This is a genomic window from Agromyces sp. H66, assembly GCF_004959775.1.
In the GTDB taxonomy this organism is placed as follows: domain Bacteria; phylum Actinomycetota; class Actinomycetes; order Actinomycetales; family Microbacteriaceae; genus Agromyces.
Window position 1 is genome coordinate 140914 of the sequence record NZ_SJZG01000006.1, and the last position, 16597, is coordinate 157510.

The 16597-nt window shown below is 74.3% G+C and carries 8 protein-coding genes; 3 read left to right on the forward strand and 5 right to left on the reverse strand.

The window, feature by feature from the left end:
• Window positions 1-7: 7 nt before the first annotated feature.
• On the forward strand, window positions 8-1264 hold the full coding sequence (gene ddaH, locus EZM51_RS21225) for a dimethylargininase (protein ID WP_282568142.1): 1257 nt from the start codon (window positions 8-10) through the stop codon (window positions 1262-1264).
• Here the strand turns inward: ddaH and EZM51_RS12245 are convergent.
• From EZM51_RS12245 to EZM51_RS12260, 4 genes are read right to left on the reverse strand one after another with little or no spacing between them, the layout of a single operon-like run.
• On the reverse strand, window positions 1236-1934 hold the full coding sequence (locus EZM51_RS12245) for an ABC transporter ATP-binding protein (protein WP_136708540.1): 699 nt from the start codon (window positions 1932-1934) through the stop codon (window positions 1236-1238). The genes ddaH and EZM51_RS12245 overlap by 29 nt on opposite strands.
• Window positions 1931-2926: an ABC transporter ATP-binding protein gene (locus EZM51_RS12250; RefSeq protein ID WP_136708541.1), complete on the reverse strand. Its 996-nt coding sequence runs from the start codon at window positions 2924-2926 to the stop codon at window positions 1931-1933. Before EZM51_RS12250 ends, EZM51_RS12245 begins: the two co-directional genes overlap by 4 nt.
• Window positions 2923-5670 carry an FtsX-like permease family protein gene (locus EZM51_RS12255; RefSeq protein ID WP_136708542.1) on the reverse strand — a complete coding sequence of 916 codons (2748 nt, stop codon included), beginning with the start codon at window positions 5668-5670 and terminating at the stop codon, window positions 2923-2925. Before EZM51_RS12255 ends, EZM51_RS12250 begins: the two co-directional genes overlap by 4 nt.
• The gene (locus EZM51_RS12260; protein WP_136708543.1) at window positions 5667-8708 is read right to left on the reverse strand and encodes a hypothetical protein; all 3042 of its coding nucleotides are present in this window, start codon (window positions 8706-8708) and stop codon (window positions 5667-5669) included. Before EZM51_RS12260 ends, EZM51_RS12255 begins: the two co-directional genes overlap by 4 nt.
• A 437-nt stretch (window positions 8709-9145) precedes the next feature.
• Here EZM51_RS12260 and EZM51_RS12265 point away from each other — a divergent pair, with 437 nt between their 5' ends.
• Together EZM51_RS12265 and EZM51_RS12270 are read left to right on the forward strand one after the other, a co-directional pair.
• Window positions 9146-11020: an ABC transporter ATP-binding protein gene (locus EZM51_RS12265; protein ID WP_248305625.1), complete on the forward strand. Its 1875-nt coding sequence runs from the start codon at window positions 9146-9148 to the stop codon at window positions 11018-11020.
• The gene (locus tag EZM51_RS12270; RefSeq protein WP_136708544.1) at window positions 11017-12825 is read left to right on the forward strand and encodes an ABC transporter ATP-binding protein; all 1809 of its coding nucleotides are present in this window, start codon (window positions 11017-11019) and stop codon (window positions 12823-12825) included. Before EZM51_RS12265 ends, EZM51_RS12270 begins: the two co-directional genes overlap by 4 nt.
• Window positions 12826-12867: 42 nt before the next feature.
• On the opposite strand, the gene EZM51_RS12275 is transcribed toward EZM51_RS12270, so the two are convergent.
• The gene (locus EZM51_RS12275) at window positions 12868-16470 is read right to left on the reverse strand and encodes a DUF3376 domain-containing protein (RefSeq protein WP_136708545.1); all 3603 of its coding nucleotides are present in this window, start codon (window positions 16468-16470) and stop codon (window positions 12868-12870) included.
• Window positions 16471-16597: the final 127 nt, after the last annotated feature.

Sequence of the window (16597 nt, forward strand, 5' to 3'; positions counted from 1 at the left end):
TCGTGCCATGACGTCGCCTGCCGCCGCGCCCCCGCCCGCCCCGGCCCGGTTCACGCCGGCCCCGACGCCCGGGCGGCGGGCGCTGGCGGTGGTCGCATCGGCGGCATCCGTCGCCGTCACCGCGATGCTCGTCGCGGTGTTCGCGTTCTTCATCGGCAACGGCCAGTCGCCGCAGGTCTTCAGCCAGGTCTTCGGACATTTCGCGCTCGCGGCGCTCATCGCATGGGTGCTGCTCGCCGTCGCCAACGCGGTGGGCGCGACCCGGGTGTGGTTCCTCGCCCTCATCGGCGGGTTCGCCTCCGGAAGCCTCGCCGCCCTGCTCGCGACGACCGTCACCGCGAGTGCCGTGGGCAGCCCGTTCTCGGGCCCGATCTTCCTCTTCGTGATCAGCTCGCTCGTGAGCCTCAACCTCGTGTTCATCCTCACGGTCATCGGGGCGGAGGTGTTCCTGGCCCCGCGTGTGCTGCGCGGCATCCTCGCCTACTCGCAGCGGCGCCCGCCGCGCCGGCTCGCACTCGTGCGCATCCCCGCATCGAACCTGGACGAGGGCGTGCTCACCCACCTCGAACGCACCCCGGTCGACAAGGCGCGGGCCGACGAGCAGTGGGACAACTACTGCGCGGCGCTCGTGGCCGAGGGCTGGGAGACCGTCGAGGTCGATGCCGCGCCCGAGCTCGCCGACTCCGTGTTCGTCGAGGACGCCGTCGTGTTCTTCGGCGACCTCGCCGTGATCACGAACCCGGGGGCCGAGTCGCGCCGGCCCGAGATCGACGCCGTCGAACGCGCGGTGCGCGCGATCCCCGGCATCGCGGTGCGGCGCATCGAGGCTCCGGGCACGCTCGACGGCGGCGACGTGTTGAAGGTCGGTTCCACGGTGTACGTCGGCGCGTCGAGTCGCACCGACGCCGAGGGCATCCGGCAGCTGCGGGCCCTGCTCACGCCGCACGGCTACTCGGTCGTCGCGGTGCCCGTGACGAAGGCGCTGCACCTGAAGAGCACCGTGACGGCACTGCCCGACGGCACCGTCATCGGCGATCCGGCCCGGGTCGACGTGCCGAGCCTGTTCCCGCGGTTCCTGCCCGTGCCCGAGCCCGAAGGCGTCGCCGTGGTCGAACTCTCCTCGGAATCGCTGCTGATGTCGTCGTCCGCCCCCGAGACGGCGTCGATGCTGTCGAGCCTCGGCTACCGCGTGGTCACCGTCGACATCGGCGAGTTCGAGAAGCTCGAGGGATGCGTCACGTGCCTGTCGGTGCGGGTGCGCTGAGGCGTTTCGCCCGGCCGTCGTGCAGTTCGAGCACGCGGTCGGCGCGCGTGACGAGCGCCGGGTCGTGGGTCGTCACGACGGCCGCGACGCCGCGTGCGTGCACGAGCTCGCCGATGAGGTCCATCACGGTGGCCGCGGTGCCGCTGTCGAGCTGACCCGTCGGCTCGTCGGCCAGCAGCACCTGCGGACGGGCGGCGAGCGCGCGGGCGATTCCGACGCGCTGCTGCTGGCCGCCCGAGAGCTCGTACGGGCGCTGCGCGGCGTGCGTCGCCAACCCCACGAGATCGAGCGACTCGGCGACGCGTGCCTCGCGCTCGGCACGCGGCATCCGCTGCAGCCTGAGCGGCACCTCGACGTTCTCGGCCGCGGAGAGCACGGGGATGAGTCCGAACGACTGGAACACGTAGCCGAGCCGGTCGCGGCGCACGGCCGCGAGGGCGTCCTCGCCGAGTGACGACAGCTCGTCGTCGCCCAGCACGACGCGCCCCGAGGTGGGACGGTCGAGCCCGCCCAAGAGGTTGAGGAGCGTCGTCTTGCCGGCGCCCGAGGGCCCGGTCACGACGAGCAGTTCGCCCGGTCGCACCTCGAGCGTGACCTCCGCGACGGCGTGCACGGCGCCGCCGCTCGACTCGAAGAGGCGGCTCACGGCCTCGGCTCGAAGGGTCGTCATCGCGGGTCCTCCTCGGTGGTGGCGCGGGCGGCGGATGCCTCGTCGCCGCGTCGGGGTGCGATGGATGCCTCGTCGTCGCGTCGCGGCGGGGCATCCGCCCCCTCGTGTCCGGGCCAGACGCCGACATGGTCGGCCTCGAGGGCGAGGCGCACCCGGTCGCGCAGCGCGAGGGTCTGCACGAACTCGTGGGGGAGCTGCAGGCGGCCGACGCGGTCGAGCACGGCGAACTCCTCGGCGACGTGCTCCTCGGCGCCGTGCTCGTCGACCCGCGTGGAGCGGAGCACCTCGGTCGAGGTGCGACCGTCGCGGATCTGCACGGTTCGGCGCACATGTCCCGAGACCGTCGGGTCGTGGGTCACGATGAGCGTCGTCACCCCGAGTTCCTCGTTGACGCCGCGCATCGCCTCGAGCACGGCCGCCGAGGTCTCCTCGTCGAGTTCGCCGGTGGGCTCGTCGGCGAGGAGCACGAGCGGCGCGTTCGCGAGCGCGACGGCGATGGCGACGCGCTGCTGCTGGCCGCCGGAGAGCTCGCCGGGGCGCCGGTCGCGCCGGTCGCCCACCTCGAGGAGGTCGAGCAGTTCGTCGACGCGCTGCTCGCGGGCCGCGCCGCGGCGGGTGCCCGCCACGTTCATCGCCAGTGCGACGTTCTCGGCGGCCGTCAGGTACGGCAGGAGGTTGCGCGAGGTCTGCTGCCACACGAATCCCACCGTGTGACGCTGGTAGGCCACGCGCTCGCGCGAGCGCATGGTGAGCAGGTCGTGCCCGGCGACCCGCGCGACACCGGCCGTGGCGGTGTCGAGGCCCGAGAGGATGGTGAGCAGCGTCGACTTGCCCGAGCCCGAGGCGCCGACCACGGCGACCATCTCGCCGGCGTCGACCCGGAGGTTGAGTCCCTGCAGGGCCTGCACCTCGATGCCGTCGGCGGAGAAGATCCGCACGAGGTCGGTGCACAGGATGTGCGGGTCCGCGTCGGTGAGGGTCACGTCGATCATCCTTCCTCTTCCGCGCGCATCGCGCGCGCCGCATTCGCCCGATCGCCGACGCGGGAGGCGACCCCCGCCGCGGCGGCCGTCACGAGCACCGCGCCCGCGAGCACGGCCGCGATGAGCCACGGGTCGTACGCGACCGCGGGTTGGTCGCCGCCCGTGAAGGCGCCGAGGTCGATGCCCTGGAGCACGACGAACGGCAGCCCGGCGCCCAGCGCCGCTCCGACGACCACGGCGACGGTCGCGACCGGCCCGATCTCCCAGGCCACGAGCGCACGCTCGCCGCGCCGCGCGAGTCCGAGCGTCGACAGCAGGGGAAGCAGCCGATCGCGCGCGGGCCGGCCGACGACGAGCGTCAGCACGATCGCGAGCGCCGTGAGCAGGCTCGTGAGCCCGATCGCCGCGATGAGCGCGACCACGAGACCCTGTGCGGTGGGGCGGCCGGCGAGTTCGGCGGTGAGGTCGGCCGGCGTCACGACGGTGGTGCCGTCGCCCGCGATGCTCGCGAGATCGCCGGTGACGGCGGCGGCATCCGCGCCCGGCTCGAACCGCACGAGCACGGTGCGCGGCACGAGCGTGTCGGTGAACGGCTCGGCGTTGGCGACGTCGAGCAGCACCCAGTTCGAGCGAGGGGAGTAGGCCGTGGTCCCGTCGACGACGCCCTCGATGCGAACGGCCTCGCCGGCGAGCTCCACCGAGCTCGCGTCGCCGATGAGCGCATCGACGTGGCCCGAGAGCAGCACGGGCACGCCGTCCTCCCCGATCGGCTCGCCGAGCGTCTCGGGCAGCGGCGTCGCGTCGGCGCGGCCGGACTGCACGAGCCGCATCTCGTCGACGTCGACGACGATCAGCGTCGTCGAACGCTGCCGCCCGTCGATCGACACCTGGGAGGGGCGGGTCGAGTACACGGGGGCGATCGCCGCGACCCCGGGCACGGCGCGGAACTCGTCGAGCTGGGCACGCGTGAGCGGCGCGCCCGAGATCGCGGCGTCGGCGCCGACGCGGGCGGCGGCGCTCGTCTCGATGCCCGCGCGCACGGTCCCGAGGAGGACCGACGAGAACACCGCGACCGACACGCCGACCACGACGGCGAGCACGGGCACGAGCCCGGCCGACGGGTCTCGGAGGGCCCTGGCGGAGCCGAGGAAGGGCACGAGGCCGGGCCGGGCGGACATCTTGCGTACGAGGCTCGCGAGCGGGACCGGATACAGGCGCAGCACGATCACGCACGCGACGAGGGACAGGAGCAGCGGGACCGCCGCGAGCAGCGGGTCGACGCCCGTCCGTGCCGCCGAGGTCGCGAGGCCGCGCTGGAGGAGCAGCACCACGGCGGCGGCGGCGACGAGCGCGACGAGCAGTTCGGCGATCCAGCGGAACCGGATGCCGCTCCCGGCGCCGAGGTCGGCGCGCGCCCGGCGCAGCGGGCTCAGGGCGGGCGCGGAACTCACGAGGAGGAGCGCCGGTGTCACCGCGAACGCCGCCGCGAGCAGCCAGCCGCCGGGTCCCGCGTCGGCCGGGACCGCCGCGGTGCCGACGATCCCGCCGGCGACCGCGGCGGGGAGGCCGATGGCCGCACCCTCGAGCGCGAGGATGCCGCGCAGCTGGCCCGGCGAGGCACCCCGCGCGGCCGCGAGCTCGAGCCCCGTGCGCCGGCGTTCGAAGACGACCCGGGCGCCGAGCACGAGCACGGCGATCATGACGCCGATCGGCCCCGAGGCGACGGTCGCGATCACGGCGTCGCTCGCCGCCGCGGCGAGGGATGCCTCGCCGAGCACGGCGCCGAGGCCGCTGATGAAGGCGACCTCGCCCACCTCGTCGATGTACCCGTCGCGTTCGCCGGAGCCGAGCCGCTGCACGGTGCTCGAGAACTCTCCGAGCTGGGCCCGGAGCACCTCGACCCGGTCGGCGGTGAGGTGCTCGGTGCGGGTGGGGAACCACGCCTGCATCATGACGGGAAGGTTCACGTCGCGGAACGCCGACCACGAGGCGGGATCCACGAACGCGACCGCCGTGATCTCGGGTGGGGCGAGGCCGTTGTCGACGACCCCGGGCCGGAGCGCGGTCGTCACGTGCGTCCAGAACCCGTCGGCTGCGTCGATGGGGGCGAACGTGCCCGCGAGGCGCACGGCCTGGTCGACGCCGCGGAGGTCGACGAATCGATCCTCGCCGAGCGCCCATGCCATGCGCTCGGCGACCGGCTCGGCGAGCACGATCTCGACGGGCGCACCGGGGACCTGGCCCTCGACCGGCGCCGGCCAGTCGCCCGAGGTGAGCCGGACGTGCTCCCGCAGCCGCGGGTCGAAGCCCGGCAGCACGCGGTACACGGGCGAGCCCGGCGAAGCTCCGGGCACCACGGCGCGTGCGGGTCCCATCGTGAGCGCGACGAGCGGGTCGCCGGCGACGCCCCGAAGCGGTTCGGGCATGCCGGCGCGGATGTCGCGGAGGATTTCCTCCTGCGCGCCCCAGACCGCGTCGACCTCGGCGTCGAGCGTCGTGCCGCCGACCGAGGGCCCGATGGCCGGGCGCGCGATGGCGGCGGCCGTGAGGTCGAGCTCCGCGCCGGGCATGGCGGCGGTCTGCTCGGCGAGCGCCGCGGTGTGCAGCGCCGCGACGGCGCGCGGTACCGCGGTCGCGAGGAACGCGCCCGCGACCACGAGCAGCGCCAGCGCGATCGACGCGCCCGGCCCCGAGGCGAACTGTCGCAGCAGCAGTCCCGGTGTCGAGAGGCGGGAGTGGTGGCGTGTGCTCATCGCTCCTCCTCCCGGATGCCGGGCCGCGAGGCCGTTCGGCGCACGCTCGCCGCGGCGCCCGCGGCGATGGCGGCCGTGAGGGCGAGGAACGCCGTGAACCCGACGAGCCACGGGACCCAGTCGGCGTGGAGGTCGACCGGCAGCGCCGCGGGAGCGCCGGCCACCGCGGCGCGCGCCAACTCGGGCACGGTGGCCAGCGACGCGATCACGCCGACGACGATGCCGATGGCCGCCGAGGTCGTGACGGCCGCCGCGAGCTCCGCGAATCGTGCGCGGGCCTGGAGCCGTGGCGGCACGCCGACGACACGGAGCACCACGACCTCGCCGAACCGGGCCCGGCCCAGTGCTGCCGCGAGTGCGACGACCGCGATGAGGGCGAACACCAGGGCCCCGCCGGCACCCGCCCACAGCGCCGCGGCGGCCGGCCCGACGAGGGATGCCGACGACGCATCGGCGCGCGTGGACACGACGAGGGCGGTGGTGCGACCCCGTTCGAGGGCGTCGGCCACGGCGTCGGGGTCGGATGTCGCGAGCCATCGCTCGGCGGCGGCGGGCACGCCCGCGCCGTCGACGAACGCCGCGCGCGAGAGCGCCCCGAGGTCGGCCATGAGACCCGCGTCTCCGGCACCGGGCACGGCGGGCACGATCCCGGCGACGAGTGCGCGCACCTCGGCACCGCCCGTGAGCACGCGGAACGCGAGGGCGTCGCCCGGCTCCGCCCGGATGCGGGCGGCGAGCGTCGCCCCGAGGAGCACGGGAACGGGTGCGTCGTCGGCCGTCGTGGGCACGCGGCCGCTCGGACGGGTCGCCGAGAGCGTCGCCGCTCCCGTCGCCCCGACGGGAGCGGAGGTCGCGCCGTCGACCGTGACCGCCCCGACGGCGACGGTCACGTCGGCGGCGCCCTGCGAGCCCGCGAGCGTCGCCTCGAATCCGAGCAGGCGCAGCCCGGATCCGTCGGGGAGCGTCGCGGTCGCCGTGCCACCGCCGCCGGCCACGTCGAACGATCCGGCCGGCAGGCGGCTCGTGGTGCCGTCGGACCCGAGCACCCACGCGAAGACCGTGACCGTGCCGGGGGTTCCGGGCGGGGCGTCGAGTCGCACGTCGGCCGCCACCTCGGCGGCCCCGACGGGCAGCCGCGGCCCGGCGGCCTCACCCGATGAGGCGAGCGCGTCGAGGCCGGCGCCGCGGAGGTCGGTGCCCGGCGCGATCTCGGCGAGGCGCGGGGTCGGGAGGGCCACGAGCGTGGCGGGATCCGAGCCGATGCGCACCTCGCCACGGGCGATCGCGCCGCTCGCGGCGACGCCCGGCACCGCGGCGAACGGGTCGGCGAGGGCGAACGGGTCGGTGCCCCGGACGACGTCGCGGCCCACGAGGACGACGCGGACGTCACCGCCCGTGGACACGGCGGCGGCGGCACGGTCGAACGCCTGCCAGCTGCCGGCGAACGCGGCGGCGAGCGTGAGGCCGGCGACCGCGATCATGGTCACGAGCGACGCCGAACCGTAGAGTCCGGCACGTCGCGCGAGTTGGCGCATGGGCAGCGCGGGCACGAGGCCGGGCCGACGCGCGGCGGATCGCTCGAGCAGGACCCCGAACGGCCGCGAGGCCCCGAGGGCGAGGAGCGAGAGCGCGACCGGTACGAGCACCGGGGCGAGCACGGCGAGCGCGTCCACCTCGAGGGCGCCGGACGCCCGCGCCACGAGCGGGGAGCCGTAGAGCCGGAACTGCCACAGCGAGATGACGGCCGCCACCGCCACGACGACGACGCCGCCCGCCGCGGCGGCGCGGGGCATCCGGCCCACCTCGTCGCCGGAGGTTCGGACGACCGGCCTGGTGGCGTCACGCCAGGCCCGGCCGGCGACGAGCAGCACGGCGCCCGCGAGGGTGACGGATGCCGCGACCGCCCCGTTCGCCCAACCGCGCGCGTCGTCGGGGCGCACGACGGCGAGGAGCGCCTCGGCCGCGGCGACGCCGAGGACCGCGGACGGCAGCCCGACGGCGAGCACTTCGAGGGCGGTGTCGCGCGCGAGTCGCCACGCCGAGGCTCCGCGCGCGCGGAGCAGCACGGTCTCGCCGCGCCGCGACGCCGCGAGCAGCGCCGCCAGCCGGTCGATCGCGGCGAGCCCGGCGAGGGCGAGGAGCAGCACGGGCAGCGGCGCGATGGCACGCACCGCACCGAGGCCGGCGAGCAGCCGTTCGAGCGTCGCCGGCAACCCGCCGAGCGTCGAGAGCCCGTCGTCGCCCATCGCGGGCTCGGCGCGCAGCGCGGGCTCGACGTTCGGGATGGCGGTACGCAGGGCGGCGGCGCGCTCGGGGGTCATGGACGCGGCATCCGCCGTGGCCGTCCACCGCACGACCGTCGTCGCAGGCAGGCCGACGACGGCATCATCGCCGACCAGGAACGGGCCCGCACCGCCCTCGACGGTGCCGGTCGCGACGATGGGGTCGCCGAACCACGCCGTGGCGCCCGGGTCGTCGGGGAGCCAGGTGCCGACGACGAGGAGCCGGCGGGTCGCGTCGCCGCCGTGCAGGTCGACGACGTCGCCCTCGGTGAGGTCGAGCGCGTCGGCTGCGGCGGCGTGCAGCGCCGCCGGGACGGCGTCGACCGCGGCGGCGGCCGACGCGGCCGCGACATCGTCGGGCCAGGCCCCGGACGAGAGCGAGGCGCGGGCGGGCAGGTCGTGGTCGGCGAGCAGGACGGCGCCGAAGGCTCCGCCGCCGGAGGAGGCGTCGACGGGCGCGGTCTGCACCGAACGGCCCCAGTCGGCGCCGCTCGGCACGATCATGCGGTCGAGCACGGAGGCCGCCGCCTCTGCCTGCGCCGAGCCGTCGCCGGCGATCCGGATCTGCCAGCGCACCGCGCCGTCGACGCCCGACGACGTCGTGATGCCGTCGCGGAGCCCTGAGAGCGCGGCGCCCGTGAGCGAGTCGACGACCGCCGTGCCGAACCCGGTGAGGAGCAGGATCACCGCGGCGATGGAGCCGAGCACGCCGGCGCGCGCGTTCGCACGTGCGAGCACGGTCCGTGTCGCTCCCACTCGGTCTCCTCGTTCGTCGGTCCGGGGGGCGCGCGGCGGCGGGCCGTGGGGCCGGTGGCCCCGCCCCCGCGCGACGACGAATTCGCACAGCCTATCGCTGCCGGTGCTCTTGCACGCGACGACGGTTTCCCCCTAATCTGAAGGGCTGGCCGCCGCGATCCGGGGCCGAGAGGTACGCAGACGATCCCCAGGAGGACACCATGCAGACAGACAGCATCGCAAGCCAGGCCACGGCCCGCGGCGCTGCCCGTCCGGCGTCCCCGGTCGAGGCGTACGCCGGGTAGCTCCCGCCCCCGCCCGGCAGGCACCGCCTGCCCCGTTTCCGCGGTCGATCCGCATCCCCGGCGCCGTCCCATTCGCGCCCGCTCACCTCATCTCGCCGACTTGGACGTCCGTCGACGACGCCTCGGCGCCCTTCTCCTCGAAAGGGAACCGGCTTGTCCGCCACCCCGCACCACCACGACCCCATCCCGGCGCGCACGGGCACCGTGCGCGCCCTGTTCCGGCTGCGCGAGTACGCGGGCCCGGCCCTGCCGTTCATCATCGCCGGCATGGTCGCGGCCCTCATCGCCCAGCTCATCGCGCTCGCGATCCCGCAGGTGCTGCAGTCGATCGTCGACGGTCCGCTCGCCGACCGCGACGCCCGTGCGATCTGGCCCCTCGCCGGACTCGTGCTGGGACTCGGAGCCCTCGAGGCGGGCATGATCGCGCTCCGGCGCTGGTTCGTGCTCACCCCCGGCACGCGCGTCGAGGCCCGCATGCGCAACGCGCTGTACGCCCGGTTGCAGGACCTGCCCGTGAGCTTCCACGACCGTTGGCCGAGCGGGCAGCTGCTCTCGCGTGCCGTGAGCGACCTCGGCCTGATCCGCCGCTGGCTGTCATTCGGCCTCGTGCTCCTCGTCGTCAACCTCATCGTGATCGTCGTCGGGCTGGCCATCCTCGTGTCGATGAACTGGCTGCTGGGCGTCGTGTTCCTCGTCAGCTCGATCCCGCTCTGGGTCGTCGGCTACCGCTTCGAGGGTCGGTACTCCGAGGTGTCCCGGCGCAGCCAGGACCAGGCGGGCGACCTCGCCACGGCCGTGGAGGAGTCGGTGCACGGGATCCGCGTGCTGAAGGCGTTCGGCCGCGGCAAGCATGCGCTCTCGAGCTTCCGCGCGCAGGCCGAGTCGCTGCGTTCGACCGAGATCGAGAAGGCGCGGCTCGACGCGAGCATCTGGGCGTGGCTCCTCGCGGCGCCGACCGCGGCGCTCGCGGTCTGCCTCGTGCTCGGGGTGTGGCTCGCGTCGCAGGGCATCCTGACCGTCGGCCAGCTCGTCGCCTTCTTCGCGACGGCCACCGTGCTCGCCTGGCCCATCGAGTCGATCGGGTTCCTGCTCGCCTTCTCGGTGGATGCGCGCACGGCCACCGATCGGTTCTTCGACATCCTCGACAGCGAGAACCAGGTGACCGACCCGGCGCGCCCCGCCTCGATCGAGCGCCCGCGCGGCGAGCTCGTCTTCACCGGCGTGCGGTTCCGCTACCAGGACTCGCCCGATCGGTTCGGCGACCTCCTCGACGGCGTCGACCTCGCGCTCGAGCCGGGCGAGACGATGGCGCTGGTCGGGCTCACCGGCAGCGGCAAGACCACCCTCACGGCGCTCACGACCCGCCTCTACGACGTGACGGGCGGCTCGATCACGCTCGACGGCGTCGACATCCGCGCGCTCACGCGCGAGGAGCTCCGCACGCACATCGCCATGGCGTTCGAGGACGCGACCCTGTTCAGCGCCTCGGTGCGCGAGAACGTGCTGCTCGGCCGACCCGACCTGGCGGGCGACGATCCGAAGACCCGTGCCGAGGCCGATCGGGTGCTCGACGAGGCGCTCCGCATCGCCCAGGCGAGCTTCGCCTACGACCTTCCCGACGGCGTCGACACGACCGTCGGCGAGGAGGGCATGAGCCTGTCGGGCGGGCAGCGCCAACGTCTCGCGCTGGCGCGCGCCGTCGCCGCATCCCCGTCGGTGCTCGTGCTCGACGACCCGCTCTCGGCGCTCGACGTCGCGACCGAGGCGAGGGTCGAGGCGGAGCTGCGCGACGTGCTCGCGTCGACGACCGCGCTCATCGTGGCGCACCGTCCGTCGACCGTCATGCTCGCCGACCGGGTGGCGCTGCTCGAGGAGGGTCGCATCACGGCCGTCGGCACGCACTCCGAGCTCCTGCGCGAGTCCGAGCACTACCGCTTCGTCATCTCGAGCCTCGAGGACGAGGAACGGCGCGAGCAGGCCGAGGCATCCGACATCGAACAGATCGCACGAGAGGAGGCGACCCGATGAGCACCGTGACGGGTGTCGAGGGCGAGGAACGCCACGACTTCACGAGGGCCGAGTCCCGGCACATCCGGCAGCGTTCGCTGCGATTGCTCGGATCGCTGCTGCGACCCGTCAGGGCCCGGCTCTGGCTCACGATGGCGATCATCGTCGTGTCCACGGGCGCGCAGGTCGCCGGGCCCGCGCTCATCGCGTACGGGATCGACCGGGGCCTGCCGGCCCTCATCGACGGCGACTGGCTGCCCGTGGGGGCCGCCGGCGCCGCGTACCTGCTCACCGGAGCCGTGGGCGCGTTCCTCATCGCCTGGTACATCCGCCTCTCGGCGAGGATCAGCCAGGCGGTGCTGCTCGACCTGCGAACCCGGGTATTCCTGCATACGCAGAAGCTGTCGCTCGAGTTCCACGAGTCGTACACGTCGGGCCGCATCATCTCGCGGCAGACGAGCGATCTCGACGCGATCCGGGAGCTCCTCGACGAGGGCATCAACCAGCTCGTGCGCGGCGTGCTCTACATGGCGTTCACGGGGGTCGCGCTGGCCCTGCTCGACTGGATGTCGGCGCTCGTGCTGGTCGTGGCGCTCGTGCCGCTCGCGGTGCTCACGCGCTGGTTCCAGACCCGGTCGCAACGCCTGTTCCGACGTTCGCGCGTGGCATCCGCGAAGCTCATCGTGCACTTCGTGGAGACCATGACGGGCATCCGTGCGGTGCAGGCGTTCCGCACCGAGAAGCGCAACGAGCGGGAGTTCGGCGACCTCGTCGAGGACTACCGCGACGTCAACGCCCGGGTCATCCAGCTCTTCGGCATCTACGACCCAGGACTGCTGCTCATCGGCAACGCGTGCGTCGCCGCGGTGCTCGTGGTCGGCGGCTTCCGGGTCGTCGACGGCCAGCTCGCCATCGGCGTGCTGCTCGCGGCACTGCTCTACACGAAGCGGTTCTTCGACCCGATGGAGGACATGGCGATGTTCTACAACGGGTACCAGTCGGCGGCATCCGCGCTCGAGAAGATCTCGGGGGTGCTCGAGGAGGAGCCGAGCGTGCCCGACCCCACCCACCCCGTCGACCTCTGGAAGGCCCATGGTCGGGTGCGGTTCGAGGGCGTCGAGTTCGCGTACACGCCCGAGCGGGTGGTGCTGCCGCGTTTCGACCTCGACGTGCCGGCAGGACAGACGATCGCGCTCGTGGGATCGACCGGGGCGGGCAAGTCGACGCTCGCGAAGCTCATCGCGCGCTTCTACGACCCGAGTGACGGCGTCGTCGAGCTGGACGGCGTCGACCTGCGGCGGCTCCATCCGAAGGACCTGCGCCGCGCCATCGTCATGGTCACGCAGGAGGCGTACCTCTTCTCGGGGTCGGTCGCCGACAACATCGCGCTCGGCAAGCCCGACGCGTCGTTCGACGAGGTGGTCGCGGCCGCGAAGGCCGTCGGTGCGCACGAGTTCATCGAGGGCCTGCCGAACGGCTACGACACCGACGTGAACAAGCGCGGCGGTCGCGTGAGCGCGGGTCAGCGACAGCTCATCTCGTTCGCGCGTGCCTTCCTCGCGAACCCGGCCGTGCTCATCCTCGACGAGGCGACGAGCTCGCTCGACATCCCGAGCGAGCGCCTCGTGCAGGAGGGGCTGCAGTCCCTGCTCGCCGACCGCACGGCGGTCATCATCGCGCACCGACTCTCGACGGTCGCGATCGCCGACCGCGTGCTCGTCATGGAGCACGGGCGCATCGTCGAGGACGGCTCGCCCGCTGAGCTCATCGGCGGCTCGGGTCGGTTCGCGGCGCTGCACGCGGCCTGGCGCGACTCGCTCGTGTGACGTCGGCCGCGGCATCCGTCGCCGGGCGGATGTCGCGACCGGTCAGTCGTCGGCGCGCTCGGCGACCCCGACCCCGACCCCGACCTCGGCGGGCTCGGCGGCCGACAGGTCGGCGGCGGTGAGCCGTGCCCGCTCCACGCGGTCCTCGACGTCGGGCGTCGCCTTGGCGAGTTCGGGCAGCCACCAGAGCGCGTTCGCCCACGCCAGGACGAACGCCGCCGCTCGGAGGTTCTCGGCGACCAGGGGGACGACGCCCGCCGTGAGCACCCAGGCGACCACGTATCCGGCGAGCCCGGCGGCCACCGAGAGGAGCGTCACCGTGATCCAGTTGACGCCGCGCGTGAGCGCGATCGCCCGCGGCGTGCGGCCGATCCGCAGCCAGTCGGCGGTGAGGACGATCGTGACCGCCCCGGCACCGGCCGCCAGCACCCACGGGTTCCAGGACTCGGGCGGCGCGAGCCAGTCGGTCCGAGCCGCGAAGACGAACTGCACGAGCGGCAGCAACCCGCCGAACACGCCGAAGACGCCGATCATCAACCCCGAGCGCAGGTCGCGGCCCGGGATCCTGGTGCGCTGCGCCGACGACGCGACTCGCAGGGTGACGGCCACGAGCACGCCCGTCACCCCGAGGCAGAGCAGCACGAGCAGCACGTTCGTCTGCAGCAGCGCCACGACGAGCGGGATGAGGCTCGCCAGCGTCAGGATCGTGAGGCGGAGGGTGGGCTTCCATGCGCGGTCGGCGGCGGTGCGGGCGAACTCGTCGAGCGGCACGTCGAGCGCCTGCGCCACGTCCGCCCAGCGCCGTCGGGTCGCCCAGACGCCCATGACGATCATCAGCGCGAGGCCCCCGGTGATGATCGCCGTGGCCGCGATCCACCCGCCGCTCGGCGGCGTGATCGGCGACCACGTGAGGAGCCACGCCACGGCCGCGACGAGGCCGGCGACGAGGCCGAGGCGAGGCGGGTCCGCCACGGTCGGGAGGGCGACCAGCACGGGCCGGAGGAGCGCGAGCGCCGTGCCCGCGAGGGCACCGAGGCCCCGATTCACCGGTTGCACGACCACCCGGTCGAGGAGCCGCACGGTGCGGGACGCGATCGCGAACCGATACGAGGGGGAGAGGTTCGCGATCGTGTCGGTGCCGGCGCGGAGGCGGACGCGCCGCGCCGCCCGCTGCGTCGTCGGATCGGCCGACGTCGGCGCCGGCTCGAGCGGGGAGACTCCCCGGTCCGCCACGGCGGTGCCGTCGGCCTCCTCGAGCACGGCGTCTTGCAGCAGCCGGATCGCCGGACGGGTGCGCACGGCGTCGGGCGCGAGGGAGGTGAAGAACCGGGCGAGTCCGGCCGCGGCGTCGAGGCGGCCCCACCACCAGTCGTTCACGCGCCAGTCGCGTGCAAGGAACCCGAGGAAATTGCCGAACCCGTAGCCGGCGAGTTTCGACTGGCGGTCGAGCACCACCCGATCGGATGCCGCGTTGACGCTGGCGGCGATGTCGTCGGCCGTGGCCCGCGGCCGCCGCATCGCGCGCCCCAGCGCCGTGTACCAGCGGTCGGCCGCGAGCGTGCGGAAGCTGGCCGGATCGTCGGGTTCCTCGTCGACGCCGATGGCCCAGTACCGCACGTGGGAGAGGGCGGCCGGGATGCCGCTCGCGTGGTACAGCGGCGCGAGGTCGGTGGCGGAGAGCGATCCGGGCGCGCTCGCGAGCGGACGCCACCCCGAGGTGGTCCATCCGACCGGCAGCGAGCGGCGCGAGGCGCGGGCGTCGCGCTCGGCCCCGGAGCTGGAGATGCGCAGGCGCGCGACCGCCATGTCGAGGTCGCGCCAGTGCGCAGACGTGCGGATGCGCGCCGAGGCACGGAGCCACTCGTCGATCCACTCCTCGAAGTCCGCGACGGTGGGTGCGATGCCCGATCGGGCCACGCGGTCGGAGTTCCGCAGCACCGAGGCGGTCAGCTCGTCGCGCCACCTGAGCGCCGCCGAGAGCGCGTCGTACGCGGTGCGTCGCACCTCGGGGAAGGCCATGCCACGGCGGGATCCCTCGTCTTCGGGCAGCGACTCGAGCGCGCGCGTCCAGCCGAGCACGCAGTTGGCGGCGTCGGCGAGGGCGAGCGGCGAGCGGGCCATCGCGAGGGAATCCGACGACGACAGCTCGGCGAATCGCCGTGTGCAGACGGCGCCGAGCCCCGCCAGGTCGATGCGCTCGATGGGCCGGTAGCGCCGGCGCGTCGGCAGCGTCGACTGCAACTGCCACATGCTCGGCGCCGACAGGGCGTCGGCGAGGTGATCGGCGAGGTTCGAGCCGAGCGCGCGGACGTAGGCCTCCTGCCGTTCGGTGATGGCGGGGTGCGACCAGGGCGCCGACGCGATCAACGGCGCCGCGCTGTCGAACCGGGCGGCCGCGACCAGCCGCTCGGCGTTGAAGCGCGCGAGCTCGGACACCTCGCGCGCGACCGACTCCCGTCGCAGCTGCCGCGAGAGCATGGCGCCGATCGCACGGAAGAAGCGCGACGCGTGCTCGTCCCATGCGACGGCGCCGCCGACGGGCGCGTCGGGCTCGGGGTCGAGGAAGAGCATGACCCGGTCGGCCCGGCGGTCGGACGCCCGCGAACGCGCGGCCCGCAACGCCCGGTCGATCGGGACGTTGTCGAAGACCGCGCCGTCGACGATGCGGTAGGGCGTGCCGGGCTCCTCCCGATGCGCTGCGAACGCGAACCGCATGCCCCGTTCCTCGGGGATCTCGGGCTCGCCGGCCTCGCCCCCGAACGAGTCGACGTGGGCCGGCTCGAACCCGCCGGGCAGCGACGAGGTCGACCGTGCGGCGAGCGCGAGCCGGGAGAGGTTCGCGAGGTCGTCGAGCCGCTCCGCCTCGTCGAGGTCGTCGGCGCGGGTCGGGATGCGGTTGTCGAAGCGGTGCTCGTCGCTGCCGACGAAGCGGAAGTGCCCGCGACCCTCGTTGGCGTCCTCCTCGAACTCGTCGTTCGCGTCGATGACGGTCGCGGAGAGGTCGACGCTCGTGTACTCGGCGACGAGGTCGGGATGACGGTCGTCGGTCTCGTAGATATCGCGGAGCGCCTCGAAGGTGCGGGCGCGGAAGTAGTCCTCGCCCTGCATGAGCGCGAGGATCCGCCGCGCCCCGGGCGGGTGCAGGAGGCCCCAGAAGCCGCCCACTCGGCTCCACGTGTCGAGCAGGCGCTCGAGACCGGTGCCCGCGCGCTGGGCGACGGCGTACACGACGGCGTTCAGCCCGCCGGCGCTCGCGCCCGCGAGCAGGTCGAACTCGACCCGGTCGTACCCGGCGGCGTCGAGCATCTCGGCGTACGCCCGCAGGCGCGCGATCACCGGGGCGGTGAGCGGGGCGGACGGCGTCTCGGGGACGAACGCGATGGTCTCGGAGCCGGCGTCGTACAGGCGGATGCGGCGGAGCAGGTCGAGCTCGGCGACGGCGCCGCCGATCCACACGGCGAGGCTCACGCCGCCCCGCATCGCCAGCGCGACGCGCAGGGTGCGGTTGAAGGACGGCATCGCCCCACGGTGTCGAGCCGCGACCTGCTCGACGCGCTCGTCGGGGCGGACGACGATGACGCGGACGTTGCGTGTCGACCCGGTGATGCGTGCGGTTGCGGATTCGGGCGCGTCGCTGGTGACCATCGTGCTCCTGGTTCGGTGGCGCGGGTCGACCGGCGCCTCGGATGCCGCGCGGCGGGGGAGGGTGCGCGGTACCCCAAGCGTGGCACGATCCGGGCGTTCCGTGTGCACGGTTGTCCCCAGAATTGGG